This is a genomic window from Vibrio sp. L85, from assembly GCF_963871815.1.
GTDB lineage: Bacteria > Pseudomonadota > Gammaproteobacteria > Enterobacterales > Vibrionaceae > Vibrio > Vibrio harveyi.
In genome coordinates this window covers 20,239-39,386 of sequence record NZ_CAWMYL010000190.1, presented here as the reverse complement: position 1 = coordinate 39,386, position 19,148 = coordinate 20,239, and the positions used below count along the sequence as shown (strand labels likewise).

The window sequence follows — 19,148 nt, the reverse complement described above, 5'->3', positions numbered from 1 at the left end:
ATCAACGAGTGCCCACACAGATTGATAGGTTCTTATTTTTAAAGAGCTACTCTTCTTTGTGATTTACATCACTTCGGAAGAGGCGGTCATTCTAGCGAGATAATTTTCTGTGTCAAACACTTTTTGCTATTTATTTTACTTTTTAAAAGTAAAGGCAATTAATTATTTCGCTTTTCTTTCTGACCTTGCCGACTTAGCTTCGAACCCTTGTGAGCTCTGCCCTGTCGACAAGGAGGCATTATAGAGATCGCGCTCACATTGGCAAGCGTTATTTTGCAAAAAATTGCAAAAATAATAGTTAAACGACGACTTTTCGATCAAAGCCTTATTTATCCAACTTTACCCCAAGACTGCATACAACTTATCCACAGAGTTATCCTTTTTATGCTCCTTTTTCTTTCGCTATATATAAAGAAAGCTGCTTTACAGCAGCTTTCTTTATTTACCCTAAACACGGCTTTTGCCAGATTAGCATCTAAATACCTGAGCCATCCTGCTCACTACCATCGTCTTCATGCAATCCACATTCACGCTTTAAACCAAAGAAACGAGTTTCTTCTTCCGACATGCCCGGTTCCCACTTTCTAGTAGTATGAGTGTCACCGACAGAAAGGTAACCTTGATCCCATAGAGGGTGATAACTCAAACCATGCTCTTCTAGGTAGTAGTGCACATCTTTATTCGTCCAGTCAATCACAGGTAAGAATTTAAATACGCCATTTTGGATCGACAAGATTGGAAGACCAGCACGAGATTGACTTTGCTCTCGACGCAGTCCTGAAAACCAAGTACCGACATTTTGCTCACGCAGAGCTCGTCGCATTGGCTCGACTTTGTTTATCTTGTTGTACTTTTCAATTCCCTCTATACCCTGTTCCCAAAGTTTTCCATAACGTGCTTCTTGCCAATTCGCACTTTCTTTAGCTTGATACACTTTAAGGTTAAGGTTCAGTTGCGCTTTCAACTGATCGATGAATTGATATGTCTCTGCAAATAGATAGCCGGTATCCGTTAGGATAATTGGAATGTCCGGTTTTTGTTGTGTCACAAGATGGAGCATCACTGCGGCTTGGATACCGAAACTGGACGAGACAGCGAACTCCCCTTCCAAATTCTCCAATGCCCACTTTACTCTATCTTGTGCCGAAAGCTGTTCGAGCTCGACATTGATTTGAGCAAGACGGAGGATTTGCTCCGTCTTAGTTAATGTCAGTAACTCTGTTAGCTCCGGTTTGGACGCTACAGAATCAAGCATGGAAGTCCCTCTTTGATACGAACACTTCTTGGATAATGCCAGCTCGAATTGTGAAGTCACCAAATGCTTCGCCTTCTTCACGTTCAGCAGCCCAACGAGCCACCAGCTGATCAATCTCTTCTAAGATTTGCTTATCCGTAATGTTCTCTTTATACATCTTCGGTACTCGAGTACCACCGCGGTTACCACCTAGGTGTAAGTTGTATCGACCTGGTGCTTTACCAACTAAGCCGATTTCTGCCAGCATTGCTCGACCACAACCATTTGGACATCCTGTTACTCGCAGAATGATATTGTCTTCTTCAGGGATACCATGCTTTTCTAGAATACCTTCTACATCGGTTACGAACTGAGGAAGGAAGCGCTCTGCTTCTGCCATTGCTAATGGACATGTTGGGAACGCCACACACGCCATCGAGTTCTTACGCTGTTCACTTACGCCGTCATCCATTAAGCCATGTTCACGAGCAATCTTCTCGATCTTCGCTTTTTGGCTTTTTGGTACACCAGCAACAATCAGGTTTTGGTTTGCTGTCATACGGAAATCGCCTTTGTGGATTTTGGCAATTTCAGCAACACCTGTCTTAAGTGGTTTACCTGGGAAATCTAATAGACGGCCGTTTTCGATGAAGAGTGCTAGGTGGTGCTTACCATCTATCCCTTCAACCCAACCGATACGGTCACCACGTTCTGTGAATTCGTAAGGACGGCTTTGTTCAAACTTAACACCGGCACGTTTTTCTACTTCCGCTTTAAACACATCACTACCAACACGATCTAATGTGTATTTGGTTTTTGCATTCTTACGATTAGAACGGTTACCCCAATCACGTTGAGTTGTTACTACAGCAGCAGCAACATCAAGTGTTTTCTCCAATGGAATAAAACCAAAGTCATCCGCTCTACGTGGATAGGTTGACGTATCACCATGCGTCATCGCTAGACCGCCACCAACAAGCACGTTAAAACCAACCAACTGTCCGTTATCTGCAATCGCTACGAAGTTAAGATCGTTAGCGTGTACGTCTACGTCATTTTGCGGTGGGATAACCACTGTGGTTTTAAACTTACGTGGTAAGTAGTTCTTACCTAGAATCGGTTCGTCTTCTTCCGTGCTTTCTACTTTTTCACCGTCTAACCAAATCTCGGCATAAGCGCGTGTCTTCGGTAGTAGATGCTCACTGATCTTCTTCGCCCATTCGTAAGCTTCTTGGTGTAGCTCCGACTCCACTGGGTTAGTGGTACACAACACGTTACGGTTAACATCACCCGCAGTTGCAATCGAATCAATACCAATGCTGTTGAGCGTTTGGTGCATTAACTTGATATTTGGTTTTAGCACTCCATGGAACTGGAACGTTTGACGAGTAGTAAGACGAATACTTCCATATAGAGAATGCTCGGTTGCAAACTTGTCGATCGCTAGCCATTGCTTTGGCGTAATGATGCCACCCGGCATACGAGCACGAAGCATGACGTTATGCAGCGGCTCCAACTTTTGTTTAGCACGCTCGTTACGGATATCGCGGTCATCTTGCTGGTACATTCCGTGAAAACGAATCAATTGGAAGTTGTCTGCAGTAAAGCCACCAGTAATGCGGTCTTGCAGATCTTGTTCAATCGTTCCACGCAGTAAATTACTTTCTCTTTTAAGGCGCTCGTTATCCGAGAGTGGACCAAGCACCTCACCTAATACTTCTTGGCTGTTTGATTGTTGATTCGCGCTCATTAGTACACATCCCTTTGGTAACGTTTCGCTTTACGTAGATCGTTGATAAATGCTTCGGCTTCTTCACGAGATAGCTTGCCTTGTTGCTCGGCTACAAATACCAGCGCATCGTGAACATCCTTTGCCATACGAGTGGCATCACCACATACATAGATGTAGGCACCATCTTGAATCCATTGCCACACTTGTTCAGCGTTTTCTAGGATGCGATGCTGAACGTAAACCTTCTCTGCTTGGTCGCGACTAAACGCGACATCAAGGCGAGTCAGCAAACCTGACTTGAGGTACTTCTGCCATTCCACTTGGTAAAGGAAATCTTGAGTAAAGGTACGGTCACCAAAGAACAACCAGTTCTTGCCTTCCGCGTCACGGTTATCACGCTCCTGAATAAAGCTGCGGAAAGGCGCAATACCGGTACCAGGACCAACCATGATGATTGGTGTGTTGTCATCTTGTGGCAGTTTGAAGTTATTGTTGTGCTCAACAAACACCTTCACTTCACCACCTTCTTCTAGACGTTGAGCGAGGAAACTCGATGCTCCGCCATAGCGCTTTTCATCACCTTTGTCGTATTCAACCAAGCCTACGGTTAGATGAACTTCTTCATCAACTTCCGTTTGACTCGAAGCGATAGAATATAGACGAGGTGTCAATCGACGAAGCAAACCAACCAATTCTTCTGCACTTAGCTTGGTCTTCTTCTCTGCAAGTACATCCACAACTTGCGTATTTGCAGCGTACTCACGAAGCTTGTCTTTATCTTCCACTAGCTTTTGTAGTTTCTTACTACCAGATAACTCTGCGAATTTAGTGACAAACTGAGGGTTTGATGCGGTGATTTCGTACTTGCTAACCAATGCACTGTGAATAGAAAGGCTTTCGCCATCGACTTCAACACTTTCTACACCAGAGAGACCAGCCTTAGCTAAGATAGCGTTGGCTAATTCTGAACTATTGTCGAACCACACACCCAGAGCATCGCCGGCTTGATAAGTTAAACCTGATTCTTCAAGGTCAATCTCTACGTGGCGAACATCTTTACCCGAATCACGACCTGTGATTTTCTGGCTTGTCAGTAACGTTGCGGTATATGGATTTTGCTTGTTATAAGCAGAATGTCCTGGAGCAGCTTGACCAACAGGCAGTTGGACTACTTCTGCTTCATTGCCTGAAGAAAGGGCTTCTTTTACTTGTTCAAGCGCTTGCTTACGCCATTCAGCGGCCGGCGCTTCATAATCCACATCACAATCAATGCGATCGATGAAGGCAGTTGCGCCTAACTTAGACAAGTAAGTATCGAAGTCTTTGCCCGTTTGGCAGAAGAACTCATAACTAGAATCGCCCAGTGCGATCACGGCGTATTGTAGATTTGGTAACTTGGGTGCTTTTTTAGATTGAAGGAACTCATGAAGTTCAATGGCATTATCTGGCGCTTCGCCTTCACCATTGGTCGACGCCACGATGATCACGTGAGTCTCTTTTGCTAAGTTCTTGCCTTTGTAATCGCTAGCATCAAACAGCTCTACAGCAATGCCTTCTGCTTTGGCTTCTTGCTCTAGCGCTTCAGCAACGCCTTTCGCATTACCAGTCTGAGAAGCAAAAATGATGCTTAGCTTGCCTGCTGGTTTTGCAGCAACAGAAGCAGCAGCCTGTGCGATTGGTGTTGCAGCCGCTGCACTTGGTTGGTTTTGAGCGAGTCCCCAGAAGTAACCGCTGACCCATGCAAGTTGCTGTGAAGACAACTCTGAGACAGTTTGCTGGAGTGAGTTAAATTGCTGGTCATTTAGTGGGCTTGCGATTGGTGGATTAGCACCCTGCCCATTATTATCTTCCGACACTTTCTTGTGAGAATATTCATTCTGTTGAAAAGACATTGTCACGACATCCCTATTCATTGCGTGACGATAGATTAACCACTCTCTCTAATAACAAGAAAGAATAGAAGAGAATGTTTTATAACTTTTTGGAAGTAAGAACGCTGAGCTTAGTGCTCAACGATCCTCAATACGAACTTGTTGAAAGCCAACCGCCAACGCCGATTTTGATGCCGTATCAAGATCATCATATAGGCACTCTTCCCCATGACTGTCTGTGAGGCAAACAAACCCACCACGGGCATGGCGAAACTCGACAACCCATCCTCCCTCTTGAATTGAAGGCTCTATAATGGCTTCGACTAGCTGGTTGTCACGAAATAGATGTCGTAATTCGTTTATTGTCATCGCAATCCCTGCTCCAACTTTTATACATTGCTCCTAGATAAGCATGGTAGAAGAGTGAAACTTGGGCGAGAAATTCGATTTAATATAATGAAGTGATATAAAAAAACGCCGCTTATAAAGCGACGTTTTAAAGGATTTGAGGTTATGTAGTTAGAAAGAGTATTGAGCACCAACGAAGAAGCCGTCTGCAAAGATAAACTCTTTACCTAGGCTCGATAAAAACTCCTCTGACTCTAAATCAATCACACGGTAACCACCACGGAAAGTGAGTTGAGACTCTTGAAAAGGAATTCGGTACTGAACACCAGCCATTAGATCAGTACTCTTAATACCTTTGTTATCACCGAAGTTCATCTCACCAATTACATCAAAGTTTGTATTTGGCACAGTGATTTCTGCGTAGCCATACCAAGCCCAAATCAGCTCATCAAAATCTTCCGTACGAGCATTAGTGCCTGCGTCTACGTATTTTGTATCACTCAAGTTACTAAAAGTAAGACCCGCATCGAAGTGCATCAGGTCGTGTTCAAGAATTTGGTAGTAAAGAGTAAGGTCGAGCTTGTCAAAACCCATGTAATCCGCATCAACACTTGAGTAACGAAGGCGCGCATTAGGTACGTATTTCACGTCATGCTCAATCGCAGCGTAGAAAGACCCCGTTGTGTCGCTATCTCTTCTTACTTCATTCACTTTGGTATCCGCTACCCAAACTTCCCCACCAACCGTCGTAGTGAAAGAAGACTCTTGTTCTGCGAAACAAGGGTAAGACGCAGCCAACGATAGTGTCGCTAAAGCGATGGTCGCTTTATATGTCATGTAATTTTTACTCCGAGATAGCTGATTTCAACATTAAGGGGCATGTGAGAAATACTAACATACTCTCACAGCCCACCATCAACTAAATCTCTACTATCCGTTACTTATAACGAGGCTGGGCAACGAAGTTTTTAAAAAACCATATACCTAGTGCAATGACTATCAACCAAGGCAATAGTTTTAGTACAGCGCCTACCATACCCAATAAGAACATCACAACCAATGCGATACCTGTTGCGGCAAATACCGTTACCATAGTAATACCGGTTACCAATAGGGTTGCTGTGAAAACTAAAATAAAGATCAGCTCCAACATAATCACTTCTCCTTTGTTTTAGTTTTACTAGAGCAGGTTCCATACCAACTTATAAATATATATCTAATACCATGATATATAAGTAAAAATAAAGCCAGAGGCATTTCTGTACTCTGGCTTTGTTATTTATCAGTTGGTAATTTTCACCAACCACTGGTGAAATTTACACGTTCAATTCTTTTGGAATCTTCGCCAGTGCATCTTGCAGCACTTCTAGACCTGAACCCGGTTTGTGCGCGTTTTCACTGATGTGACGACGCCATTGACGAGCACCAGGCATGTTTTGGAACAGACCCAACATATGACGCGAGATATGGCCAAGGTAAGCACCTTTTGCCAATTGAGCTTCAATATACGGGAACATCTCTTCAACGATTTCGCTGCGCTTTTTCACTGGTGCATTTGAACCAAACAGCTCTTGGTCAACAGACGCTAGCAAGTAAGGGCTTTGGTAAGCCTCACGACCAATCATCACACCATCTAGGTGTTGTAGATGCTCTTTCGCTTCTTCTAAAGATTTCACGCCACCGTTAATCGCAATCGTTAGGTGTGAGAAGTCCTTCTTCAATTGGTAAGCGCGTGGGTAATCCAATGGTGGGATCTCACGGTTCTCTTTCGGGCTTAGACCACTTAACCATGCTTTACGTGCGTGGATAGTGAACTGCTCACAGCCACCCTTCTCAGAAACAATAGACACGAAATCCGTTAGGAATTCATAAGAATCTTGGTCATCGATGCCGATACGTGTTTTCACAGTAACAGGCACGTCTACCACATCTTTCATCGCGGCTACGCAGTCTGCGACCAACTGCGGCTCTGCCATTAGGCATGCACCAAATCGACCATTTTGAACACGATCCGATGGACAACCAACGTTTAGGTTAATCTCATCGTAGCCACGCTCTTGCGCAAGCTTGGCACACGTTGCCAAATCTGTTGGGTTTGAGCCACCAAGCTGAAGGGCTAACGGATGCTCTTCCTCGTTATAAGCCAGGAAATCCCCTTTTCCATGAATGATCGCGCCTGTGGTCACCATTTCGGTGTACAGCAGGGTTTCTTTGGTCATTAAGCGATGGAAGTAGCGACAATGACGATCCGTCCAATCCAACATGGGTGCTACGCTAAATCTCCCACTCTTTGACACATCAATATTACTAGACAAGTCTATATTTTGCAAAGAATTATCTATTTTCTGTTCTCGGTTCATTTTCAATTATTCTCAATCATTTTTCGCTATTGCGTGCCCCATATGTATCCCAGTATCATATGGGGCACGCATTCGAACAACTATCAAGGAACCATAGATGGCCAGCTTTACATTGGAGAGACGTAAAACCAGCAAAGGGGTACTGCGATATAGATGTGTTGTTCGATTAAAAAAAGGTAATGACGTAGTATATCGTGAATCTCGTACTTTCGGGAAAAAAGCCGACGCAAAAGCATGGGGGACGGCGCTTGTATCTAAACTCGAAACGCATGGCCTACCAGGTAAAACCCCAGAAGTTACTCTTCGAGAGCTGATCATCATGTACTTAAATGAACCTCACATTGCGAAAGGTATTGGTCGTTCAAAACATTACGGTCTTAACATGCTAATTGATACAGAATTAGCGAAAATACAAGCGAACAAGTTGACCGTAGCCAACCTTGTTCAGCACTGTAAAGATCGTAATGACGCGGGAACAAGCCCTCAAACAGTGTCCGGTGATATTTCATATCTTCGCAGTGTTCTTAGAGCAGCAAAGCCAATTTTTGGTATAGATGTTAACGATTCTGTCGTACAGGAAGCTTACTATACTCTTTATCAACACAATCTAATTGCTAAATCAAACCGAAGAAGCCGACGCCCTGAAACGTCAGAGCTGAACAGAATCAAAGTAGAACTTCGGAGAAGACAAGAACATCGTGCCGCTCATATCCCATTTTTAGATATTCTAGATTTTTCTATTTTGAGCTGTATGCGGATTGGAGAAGTGTGCAAAATTCTATGGGAAGACGTAGACGAAGGAACTAGAGCTGTTAAGGTACGGGATCGTAAAGACCCTCGTAAAAAAGAAGGGAATCATATGTGGGTTCCACTTTTAGGAGAAGCCTGGGAAATCTTGAATAGACAGCCTAAAACTTGCGACCGTATCTTCCCCTACAACAGCAAAAGTGTTTCCGCAGGCTTCCAACGTGTAAGAAGCTCACTAGGGATCCAAGACCTTAGATATCATGATCTTAGGAGAGAAGGAGCAAGCCGTTTATTTGAACAAGGTTTTTCCATTGAAGAAGTAGCTCAAGTGACTGGTCATAGAAATCTAAACACACTTTGGCAAATTTACACTGAGCTTTTCCCAAATCGCGTGCATGAAAAATTCAATTCACTCCAAAGATTAAAACAACTAGATCAAGTCAGTGAAAAACCTCACAAGACATCATAAAAACACGATTTATTGAGATAAAACAAAAATAAAAGACGTCAGTTCATTTTCTAAAAGCGGACATTGAGGAACTAATCCAAGCTTAACCAATTAGAAGTTTGGACCTAATAAATAGAAACAGAGTGCAGTTAACAAGATGCAAGTAGGCAGGATAGGAAAGTTAGATCGAAAAAGGCTCCTAAAAGGAGCCCTTCGAAAATATCTCGCTAACGGGGTCTAAGACCAACCAGCTTCACACTGTACCGCGCTTTCAATCTAGTGACGTTTCCGTCGATAGTTGGATTCTAGCTAATCCCAGCCCTATGTCAAGTAGTTTGTTCACCGTCGGAAGTATAGGTATACTTTATCATCATCACAGCGGAACACTAATATGCCTGTAGAATCAATAATTAAAACACTATCAAGCCCTCGACTCTCTACTTACAAAAAGCCAAACTTATGCGATGCAAGCGATGAACAAAGCTTAGGACTATATGCGTGGAACAAACAGCTATCAGGTCTCTTTTATCCCGTGCTTCAAGTATTAGAAGTTTCTTTGCGCAATGCTATTAATAATGCTTACATCGAATATCATGAGAAGTTAGTCGAAGCAAGTTTTCAACAGCAAGATTGGACCAAAGAGAAAGCTAATATCGACCGATTTTGGTTTTGCAATTCTTATACAAATCAAAATAATCGCCCAGCATTTCAACAGATAACTAAAGCTAAGGGGGATTTAGTTAGAGAGGGGAAAGCTATTACACCTGATAATCTAATTGCAAAACTAACGTTTGGTTTTTGGGTACACTTAACGGACAAAAACCATCGTTCAAGCCAACCTCCTGCAAATCCTCCTATTATTGAGCTTTGGCCGAGTCTTAACAGTTTAGTTTTTCCATATGCTAAGGACTTAAACGGCACACCTTTGAGTATTAACCATATCAGCTCAAACTTATTCGAAATCAATAAACTTAGAAATCGTATCGCACATCATGAACCGATCTGGAAAGCAACAGATTTATTTGATTCCGATGACAGCATAAATACTGTTGTGGCACATTACGAACAGTGCTTAAAAGTCATCCGTTGGATCAATCCCAACAACTTAAAGTTGTTGTCTGTCATAGACAACGACAAACTGATGGGAATAGCCTGCTCTCAACATACGCTATGGCGAAGTAAAATGTTAGCATCGGGACTTCCTTCTGTTCCAGACATTATTGAATGGAAAGAAAGGCATGAAATCAACACCAGACGCCAGGGTGAAGTAGTTAGTGCAACGGCTGGCTATGCAATTATACGCTGCAAAAAGTCACATCAGGTATTCTACACCAACAAATCTATGCAGAAGAGACGGAAAGCTTGGCCTTTACCTGTTGGTATTGATGTAACTTTCATTCCCAAACCAGCCCCTGCTCAAGGCAAACATCCCAATGCGACTCAAGTAAAGCAATAAAAGCAATAAAAGCAAAAGAATGCAGCATTAAGACTGGGCTACGATTGAGTAGCCTGTCTAGGCTGCACTTCTCTTTACCTTTGCTTTTAACTACCTTAGACCTCACCCAAAAGGTGCTGCACATTACTCCGTTACTGTCTAACTCTCACATTAACATCTATATCATGCGTAACCCAGCCAGATTGGTTCATCTTCCTAATGGCTTCGTTATACACAGGTTGAGAAGGGTCCAAAGCCCTTAAACTAACAACTAATGATACACGCTGAGGTACTTCAGGCTTTTGTTCTTCTGCTCGTCGCTCGACCTTCAACTTCAAGCGCCATGTATCAATACTAACACCTTGCGGAAATATATGATGGTAAGCTTTGACAGGAGACCATTTAAAGCCATGCTCAATTCGTGACTTCTCATACAACTTACTTATATCCTTTGGTGCAGCAGGAACCCGAGAGTGGAACTTTCTTTTTCCCTCATCGTCTTTATCATAGCTTCCCATACCAGCATCTACATTTGTTCGGCAGTATTCCGATGCGTAGTCTTCATCAGTTATTGGAGAATAAACTAATGTCATAGCTATCTCCCCCTTAAACTTACCTTCATCAGTTAGCATGCAGTCCGGAATAGGAAAAGGATACCGTTCAAACTCAAAACCGCCATGTTTTAAGTCCGTTTCAAAAAACAGTGTTATACAATGAGGATCGCAATATAACATATCAACGATATCGGAAGGTTTACCAAAACCATGCCCATTTATAGAATCAGAGTTAACCTTAGGATTAGCTAACAAAGCAGAGTGTATGACTAAAGCTTTAATTCGCTCTGGCGGGATATCATCTACACTATGCCCTTTTAAATAATGAAGCAAAGAAGCCGCCTGGCTGCTTACAATCGGTGTGGCAAAACTTGTTCCTATTGACTCATAAATCATATTGTTTGGCCCCATGGACAAAACACCTGTTTGGGCAAAGCTCCCAGCTGCGGTATTGTTGCCCCCGTAATGAGTGACTTCTGGTTTAGGGATAAAACAGGGACCAGGACCAATGCGAGAAAAAGGAGATGGCTCTCCCATTTTGACCAGGGTCGTTGGAGTATCTTTATGGGCAATACTGCCAACAGTCAAAGCTCTTATAGAGTCCCCTGGCGAAGATATTCTATTTAAAGTTGGAGCTTTTGACGTCGTTGGCCACAATGCGGCATCATTTTGGTTTCCCGCCGCGACAACAAATAAACAGCCATATTCATCATGCATTTCATCCAAAAAACGAGCAAAGTCAGAAAATTCACTACAACCTACAGGACAAGATGCTCCTAAAGATAAGTTCCATACTTTAACTGACGGATATTTAACTACCACTTCTTCAATTATCGCGACTAAATCTTCTTCTGAAACATTGGAGTTTTTTGGAAAAACATTAACATCAACAATTTTTGCCTGAGACATCGGAAAGGCAGGATCACTATGGTTTATACGGTGGCTATTCACTACCAGCCCTGCGACCATAGTTCCATGACCATAATCTTCCATACCAAGAGGGACATATGATTCTCTTGCAACAATCCAAGGGTCTAAAAGACTGCACTTCGGACAAACACCAGAATCAATTACGCCAACCACAGGGTAATCCTCTCCCACCAAAGGTGCGGGACAATGTTCCAAGTTAGCATTAGCAATAGGAGTAACCTGAAGATTCATATCTAAAGGAAAATACTCTGGCATAGGTGCAGCAGATCTTAACCCAACAAAACCCGCCAATTTTTTCTCTATTCCCTTGTGAAAGTCTACTGTTAATACTTCCTGTTTACCATAACGAACTCGGTTTACATTAAGTTCATTGTTACCAACAAACTCTGAAAAAGCTTTTTCCAATGACTCGTTTCTTTCTTGATCCTTATGATCAAATAGCTTTAATTTAACTTTTTTACTGTCATTTTTTAAAATACGGGAAATCCATTCACCTGCGATATAAGGTTCTATTTTTTCTATCGCTGAAATGTTTGCAGTTTGTTTTTTCGCCGTATTGTTTTTTATCCGACGTTGTAAAGCATCAAGTCCGGATTGTGTTGCACTAACTAATAGCTCACCGTAATCCATTGTACCGATAATTGGGCATGTAGTTTTGGAGAAAAGAGCTGTAGGACGATGAGACTTTGCTAGTGCTTCCTCTTTCAACGTAACTTTTGCCACTACAGGTAAGGTCGGCCACTTATTAAAAGACAACTTAAAGTAATCTGATACTTCCTTAACTTCTTTTGCAAGTTGTGCGCGTCTTTCCCTGCTTGCACCATCCCCGAATATTTTATCATTAGAGCTCATCGGGCCTGGAGGTCGATGATCAGTTTCACGAATCGAAACTACTTGAATAGGGTTGTCTTTTTTATTCATAAGCTCCTAGCCTTTTGTGGAAGTAATTTTTGAAACTTTTCCTACAGAAATCCCCAACAACGCGGAAAGGCGATTGACAGTAAATATTTTCTTATTCCTTTCCCTCAACTTTATAGCTTTTTCTTCTACACTTAACCCTGAGCGGATCACATCCTGATACATTTCACCAACCAACTTTAAAACCAGTGAATCTACACTTATTTGATCCTTTCCACTTATGATTGAATTACGAATTTCCGCTTTACAAGCCTGCTCAATTAAAGCTCCACTCATCCCATCAGTGATCTCAACAAGTGTTTTAATATTCGCTGGACAATACTGTCCAAGAAAACCATGAATTAACTTCTCTCTGGTATCGATGTCTGGAAGAGGGATTTGAACTCTGTATGCAAAGCGTCGCCAAACTGCTGGGTCTAGTAAATCTTCATGATTTGTTGCCGCAAGCAAAATGGTTCCCTCTGGTAGAGCGTCTATATTTTGCAAAAGGCTAACAACAACTCTCTTTAGCTCACCTAGCTCATGCTGATCGTCTCGCGCTTTAGCAAAAGCATCAAATTCATCTAAGAATAATACACATGGTCTCTGCGCTGCATGATCAAATAAGCTTCTCAAGTTTTTTGCTGTAGACCCCAAAAATGATGATATTAGAGTATCTCCTCGTGCAGTAATCAAAGGTAGACCCAAATGAGCAGATATGTACTTAGCTAATTGAGTTTTTCCACAGCCTGGAGGACCATATATAAGCATTGACGGTGTAATGCCAACGCCCGCATCAGCTAATAAGTGCGCTTTATCAATAAAAGATAAAAACTCACTTACAGATTGCTCAACAAACGTTGGTAGTTCTATAGATATATCATCGATACATGGGTAAGTTTCATCACCTAGAGTCAAGCGACTATCTCTATCAACAGGTAGAATCGCGCCTTGCATGTTTGCTACAGACGTCGAAGACAGTCCGGAAGCAGACTGAGAAGATAGCTTCTTTCTTATGTTCTTAGCAGGCCTATCCATCCCTTCTTTTTCCATCTTATCTGCAAGCAACTCTGCATATGCAATAACTTGAGAGGAGTTGCTTTTAACTCCTCCCTCAATAATTTTCAAAATTTCCGGTATGAACAACATCTCAATCACCTTAAGTCTAATGTTCAGATTAGAGCATAGCTGAAAAAAAATATCAATAAGTGAAATTAACACCGTCAATATGAAAAAAACAAAACAAAGATGAAACAAAACCCAAAATCATGAAATTTAACAGTAAGAAATGTCGTACACGCTACTGACCTAAGTACTTATTCAATGTCGGTCTACTGACACAAAAATGCTCTGTAACTTCCGTTTTTGTTACAGTAGGATCAAGCAACATAGCCTGTGCCTTGCGAACATCAGCGCTACTCATTTTTGCTTTCCGCTCCCCCTTTCGGCCACGCGCTCGGGCCGCAGCTAGACCAACTTTGGTCCGTTCCGAGATTAGGCGACGTTCAAACTGAGCAATGGCTCCTATCATATGGAAGGCCAGCTCTCCTGTTGCTGTCGTTGTGTCTATGTTCTCACTCAGCGATATGAACTTAATCCCTCTCTGATTGAAACAATCCAGTAGCTCGATGAGATCCTTTAAGCTACGTCCCAAGCGGTCAAGCCTCTGAACTATCACCACGTCACCATTCCGCACAGCATCTAGCAATCGCTCTAGCTCGGGCCTCTCTTTCGATTTTCCGCTGATGTGCTCGCTGTAGATCCGCTCACAACCAGCTAACTTGAGCGCATCGATCTGAGGTGAGGTATCCTGCTCGTCAGTACTGACACGTGCATAGCCAATTCTCATAGCCCCTCCTGTAAACTTAAGCACCCTTATTTTTACATTGATTAATTTACGGATTTATTTACAAGAAACTTAGCTTTCTTGAGGAAATGAGAAAGAAGCCTATCCTGGAAAGAAAACCCTCGTTTGTTTTGCAAGTCAGCATTGTTGACTCAAATGAATCAGCGACCGGTACAGTTACCCCAAGGAGTTGGTGTACCGTTTTGTCGCGAATCGGTACAGTTTCACCAAACTAGGTGTAAGTCCAAATATCTCGAAGTTGCTTAAGCTACAAGGGGTGGTATAAATTCCAGCCACAAGTAAATGCTGAAAACTGTACCAGCCAGACGGTACAGTTAAAAACGGTACACTTGGTACTGCCCCTAATTAACTATAAGCAACTGAACTTATTAACTTACCGCTTGAAAAGATATCGAGTAGGGTTGCCGAAAACAACACGATACCTAACTCTAGAGATCATTTAGAGACATCCCGTTTCGGCTTACTTTGGTAGTGCCCTGCGTACCAAAACACCCCCCCGACACTGGCGATCGTGGCGATAAGACCAATCAACCAAATCCATAATTCCATAGTTCCCCCTTTGCCTGCACTAGTCATTTCAGAGTAACACAGACGCATATCTATAATTGTTAGTTCCCAGCTCCTTTGTCCAGCAAGATTGAATCCGCTGTATCCTTACGAACCTTTTCCAGATCAACTCCCTCTAGGCGAGCATGAACTCTATCCTCAGCATTCAAACGAGTGCCATCGGTATTAAAAATACTCCCAGCACCAGTTAAGCTATCAAGGTCAATCGCAGATGACTCTGGAAACTTACCATTCGCCTGTAACAATCCTAACCATTCATCGAGGTTTACTTGCTCCCAGTCAACCTCAGCCAAACGGTTCAAAGGAATGCCGTCACATTGAGGAGCCTTCGCAGAACCCCAACTCAGCCCCAACTGCGGTCTGATTTGTTGCTGGATAATTTTTGATAATGGCGAACTGAAACAACAGTAAGTTTGGCGCTTCTCGATACAAGCACCAAGCACTTTTGTTTTGCAATATGACCCAACCTGATGGCAACTATTCAAAGCTCTTTTTGCATTAAGCTCAAATTCTTCTTCTTCACATTTCCACACAATCTGAATGATCATCATTGCCACTACGTAAGCGGTATATGCGGCCATAATGCCGCTGAGCATACTCGCCGCTTGTTCTCCGACTATTTGTTCCATCATCCCCTCGGGTGCATCAACAGCAACACCTGTGCTCCCCGTAGCAGATGCATTACCAAGAGCCTTACCTGTAATTTTGGCGATTTCATCCTTTAACGCTTGGATAGCCTCTTTAGCTAAGTCGGTTATTGGCTTAGTAAAGTTATCAATAGCACCTGTAATATTTTCCATATAAGACGTGAAAGGTTTCGTTATCTCTGTCCACCCACTTATAGCAGGATCACGGATAGCCTGATATGCACCTTTTATTGCACTGCCATCTTGAAGAGAAAGAATTGCACCGTCCAGTTTCGGCACTGACATGATAAGTGTGAGATAATCCCCCATCGATAAGCCGCTAGGCTTTTCACAACAATCCTGAGCACCGCCAACCGCTACCTTACACTCGCCTTGATCACCGCTAAACGCTTTACAATATGTGTTGTTCTCTCCTGTAATATCTTCACAGCTCATATCCTGAGTCATGAACTGTGCCGCATTTAACAATGCAGAAGCTCTTGCAAAATCAGCACTCTGAGTTTTGTTTATATCAAGGCAATCATCCCCCATACATCGGATTGGCCCACCACATGAATACTCGGTTTCTTTTTCTAAGCTAGGTACTTCTACATCGTAACCACAATCATATTTCTCTTCATGCACATAACAGTTACCTTGTGAGCCTCTCGCTCCATCAACACACTCTGAGCTAATGAAACCACATTGGGGGTTATCTTCATATTTTTTACACTGCTCAATATCTTGGTAATTTTCCAGACATTGCTCGTTGCCATCTTTATCGAACCAACAAGTTCCTTGCCCCTGGTTAAATGAACATTCTAATTGTGAGACATCTACTCGTGCAGCTAACTTCGGTACATTGGGCAAAGGCGGTTCACCAAGTAAATTATAAACAGGATCGCCTTTACATACTTGGAAGCCAGAAAGCATTACGCACGTATCATCATTAGATGGTGAAGCACTATAAGAACCCGTACAGAACTCCTCTAATGAAGCAATCCCATTCTCAATGCAACTTTGAGGCGTCCATCTATCGGAGACAACGGTAAGATTCTGCGCAAACTTTAAAAGTAAAGGCCCTGAGAAGTAATCAGCTAATGGTGTACCAATGCTCTTTACTTCCCCACTGTTGTGAAAAGAAAAAAGCTCTACTTGATTTGAAGCTAGTGCAGAGATTGCTGCTGACTTATTTCCAGCGGAATCATCGTTCCCCACTAACACAAGAACCTTTCGAATATCCCCTCCACGCCATTGGTAATGATTCGCAGCCCATGTAATAGCATCAAATGGGTAAGTAGGTGCGCTAGCTGCATTCACGCCATCTAGCCAAGTTTTAAAAGCGTTAAAATCCGGAGTCAATTCCACACGATTAAAGATATAATCACTGTGCCTGTAAACAGCACCTCCAAGCCTTAAATCATCACTACCATCTTGTGTTAGCAATTGAGCAAAAGCCCCTACGTTGTTCCTTAAATCGTGAATGACCCCACCCATTGAACCCGAATTATCAATAAGAAAGACAATATCAGCTGGCTCTGCGGCAATCTCTATCGTATGAGTGATAGCACAGTTACCTTTAGGCTTATACAGTCGGTCACATGTATAATAATCAGGCACATGTGACTTAATGGTTTTATCTTTGATAATGGTTTCAGCCGAACAATCCCCAAACCCCTCGGCTATTATGTCGATATTGTCGTAGGTCTCTCGGCTAAGATTCATCAACGGATCATTGCTGAAATCGGGCTTGGACTGGTTCGTGGCATCGAGGAGAACCTTATAAGCAGCTCCAGAAACCGAAGGGTTATCGCTGTTAGCATCATGCCACAGGGAGCTTTTAGTGTTGCTCCCTACATCATCCATCCCATCACTGGAGTCCCAGATATTTTTCAGGGCGTCCACATTAGGTTGTGTACCGTCTGCAAAATAGTCACTTAACGGATCATCGTTCTGGCCTGATGTGCCAGGGAAAAGATCATTCACATTGATGGCTTCACCGCCGCTAAAGTGAACATTGCCAGCCTCATATGAGGGCTGCTCAAACTCTGCGGCCATTTCAAGACCAAAATTTTGAGCTTCTCGACCAGTCTTAGCAGGATTTGTTGGTTGATTTGTATATCCGTGGGTTGGCAACAGTGACATTGTGACAATAAGCACACACGAGATAAACCTTGATGTGGGGTGATGAACCATAGATGATACCTCCGTTTTCAATGGTTCATGCTATTTCAGTATTTAAAATTCTTACGCACCTGTAATTGCCCATTTGGGGTGTATTTGGCATCAAACTGTCGTAATCGTTGCTTCTTTTTTTGTGCTACTAGCTTGTGGTGAGCTTAAGCAGAAAGGGCAATTCACAGATGTTCGTTGATTCACTGATGTAAAGTAATTGCACTTACAGCTAGGACATGTCTCTATCATCGCTTCACCAGACCGCAGCTCTTGGGCTAAACACCATGCGTCTGTAATATCTAGCATCTGCCAGCGCGCTCCATGCATACCAAGCGTTTCACTTCTGACTGCGCTGTAAAGTTTATACGCAGAATGAAGAGTATTGATGTTGATAGATCGCAATGCTGCTTTTCCTGTGATATTAAAATAGAGCTGCATTAGCAGTGATGCTTCTATCTTTGAGGTGTGACTATGGATAATTGTTGCACCACCACGAACTTTGTGGCTCTTCCTACGGATCGTAAGTCCTTCATCTTTGAGTTCTTTGTATAATCTGCGAATCTGCTTATAAGTGAGCCCGGTTTCGATCATGATAATTTGGCTTATGTAGCCTATGAGTGCCATATTCCTAGCTATGCCCCATCGTGACAAGTTACTGTTACAGCTCATATCTGCCTCCAGTGCTTAAAGATTGTTGATGTTTTTTTAAGATGAGATGAGTAACGTGGCATTCGTCACTCTCCAGAATTTCTTTCACCAGTTCGGGAGAGAAACGGATTACGAATGGCATATCCTTGTCACAGGCTAAGCTACGAAGCTGGTTGTCGGTGGCTGCGGCCACCGATTTGGTTAGGGATGTAGTTACATCAAATATCTGGGCTGCTATGTCCGTATTGTCATGTGCTATTCGGCCCATGAGCAGCCAATAGGCGGAGCTGAGCCCTGCATCCTGATTATTTATAAGGCTGACGTGATCATAGTGACCTTCTAGGTACTCGATGTAGTCCTTTTCACAACCAGAGAGTTTGAAGGAGATTATGGCACCAGATGACAACAGTTTGAGTTGACTTTCGCTTGCCGAAGCCAAAGCGGCCACAGTATCCAATGGAAGAGAAAATTGCTCGGAGACTTCTTTCGGATAAAGGCTGGACAGGCTTTTCAAAAGCGTCCATAGACACAGATCAAATTCAAATACGTTTTCATTAAATCGGGCTACGCCAAAACTCTTTTGAGCATGATCTATCATTTTCGGAATCAAGGAGCTGCTATTACATGTCATTGAAACGCTCTCCTCTATCAGTTTTTTCTGACTAAGCTAGGACGAGCAATAAACAGTGCTGTAACAACGGCCGGAAAC

General features: G+C 42.8%; 15 protein-coding genes. 2 read left to right on the top strand and 13 right to left on the bottom strand.

Annotation, left to right across the window (positions count from 1 at the left end; translation table 11 throughout):
* Positions 1-475 precede the first annotated feature (475 nt).
* The 7 genes from AACR11_RS19855 to dusA form a co-directional block, all read right to left on the bottom strand.
* Complete coding sequence (locus AACR11_RS19855) at positions 476-1,255, bottom strand: phosphoadenylyl-sulfate reductase (RefSeq protein ID WP_005451533.1); 780 nt, start codon at positions 1,253-1,255, stop codon at positions 476-478.
* Positions 1,248-2,984 carry an assimilatory sulfite reductase (NADPH) hemoprotein subunit gene (gene cysI, locus AACR11_RS19850; protein ID WP_029789937.1) on the bottom strand — a complete coding sequence of 579 codons (1,737 nt, stop codon included), beginning with the start codon at positions 2,982-2,984 and terminating at the stop codon, positions 1,248-1,250. The genes AACR11_RS19855 and cysI overlap by 8 nt, the downstream gene beginning before the upstream one ends.
* Positions 2,984-4,858, bottom strand: a complete 1,875-nt coding sequence (locus AACR11_RS19845; protein ID WP_005451531.1) for an assimilatory sulfite reductase (NADPH) flavoprotein subunit — start codon at positions 4,856-4,858, stop codon at positions 2,984-2,986. The genes cysI and AACR11_RS19845 overlap by 1 nt, the downstream gene beginning before the upstream one ends.
* Before the next feature lie 117 nt (positions 4,859-4,975).
* Positions 4,976-5,206, bottom strand: a complete 231-nt coding sequence (locus AACR11_RS19840; protein WP_005451530.1) for a hypothetical protein — start codon at positions 5,204-5,206, stop codon at positions 4,976-4,978.
* A gap of 150 nt (positions 5,207-5,356) precedes the next feature.
* Positions 5,357-6,022, bottom strand: a complete 666-nt coding sequence (locus tag AACR11_RS19835) for a TIGR04219 family outer membrane beta-barrel protein (protein WP_009697568.1) — start codon at positions 6,020-6,022, stop codon at positions 5,357-5,359.
* Positions 6,023-6,122: 100 nt separating this feature from the next.
* Positions 6,123-6,338, bottom strand: a complete 216-nt coding sequence (gene pspG, locus AACR11_RS19830) for an envelope stress response protein PspG (RefSeq protein ID WP_005451528.1) — start codon at positions 6,336-6,338, stop codon at positions 6,123-6,125.
* A 163-nt stretch (positions 6,339-6,501) separates the two neighbouring features.
* The gene (gene dusA / locus AACR11_RS19825; protein WP_416316085.1) at positions 6,502-7,545 is read right to left on the bottom strand and encodes a tRNA dihydrouridine(20/20a) synthase DusA; all 1,044 of its coding nucleotides are present in this window, start codon (positions 7,543-7,545) and stop codon (positions 6,502-6,504) included.
* Between the two features lie 97 nt (positions 7,546-7,642).
* Here dusA and AACR11_RS19820 point away from each other — a divergent pair, with 97 nt between their 5' ends.
* Together AACR11_RS19820 and AACR11_RS19815 are read left to right on the top strand one after the other, a co-directional pair.
* Positions 7,643-8,761, top strand: coding sequence for a tyrosine-type recombinase/integrase (locus tag AACR11_RS19820; protein ID WP_079325058.1), 1,119 nt, complete (start codon positions 7,643-7,645; stop codon positions 8,759-8,761).
* A 370-nt stretch (positions 8,762-9,131) separates the two neighbouring features.
* A complete protein-coding gene (locus AACR11_RS19815; protein WP_001143855.1) occupies positions 9,132-10,196 on the top strand; it encodes an Abi family protein in 1,065 nt (354 codons plus the stop codon).
* A gap of 131 nt (positions 10,197-10,327) precedes the next feature.
* On the opposite strand, the gene iteS is transcribed toward AACR11_RS19815, so the two are convergent.
* The 6 genes from iteS to AACR11_RS19785 all read right to left on the bottom strand — a co-directional run bounded on the left by iteS (position 10,328) and on the right by AACR11_RS19785 (position 19,070).
* Positions 10,328-12,580: a S8 family anti-phage peptidase IteS gene (gene iteS / locus AACR11_RS19810; RefSeq protein WP_001034302.1), complete on the bottom strand. Its 2,253-nt coding sequence runs from the start codon at positions 12,578-12,580 to the stop codon at positions 10,328-10,330.
* A 6-nt stretch (positions 12,581-12,586) separates the two neighbouring features.
* A complete protein-coding gene (locus AACR11_RS19805; protein WP_033838957.1) occupies positions 12,587-13,705 on the bottom strand; it encodes an AAA family ATPase in 1,119 nt (372 codons plus the stop codon).
* 151 nt (positions 13,706-13,856) lie between these two features.
* Positions 13,857-14,405: a recombinase family protein gene (locus tag AACR11_RS19800; protein WP_079325056.1), complete on the bottom strand. Its 549-nt coding sequence runs from the start codon at positions 14,403-14,405 to the stop codon at positions 13,857-13,859.
* A 626-nt stretch (positions 14,406-15,031) separates the two neighbouring features.
* Positions 15,032-17,812 (bottom strand): conjugal transfer mating pair stabilization protein TraN, encoded by a 2,781-nt coding sequence (traN, locus tag AACR11_RS19795; protein WP_079325054.1) that lies wholly within the window; start codon positions 17,810-17,812, stop codon positions 15,032-15,034.
* Positions 17,813-17,902: 90 nt separating this feature from the next.
* On the bottom strand, positions 17,903-18,415 hold the full coding sequence (locus AACR11_RS19790) for a FlhC family transcriptional regulator (RefSeq protein ID WP_236111104.1): 513 nt from the start codon (positions 18,413-18,415) through the stop codon (positions 17,903-17,905).
* Positions 18,416-18,449: 34 nt separating this feature from the next.
* Positions 18,450-19,070, bottom strand: a complete 621-nt coding sequence (locus AACR11_RS19785) for a hypothetical protein (protein ID WP_000128321.1) — start codon at positions 19,068-19,070, stop codon at positions 18,450-18,452.
* Between the last annotated feature and the right edge of the window lie 78 nt (positions 19,071-19,148).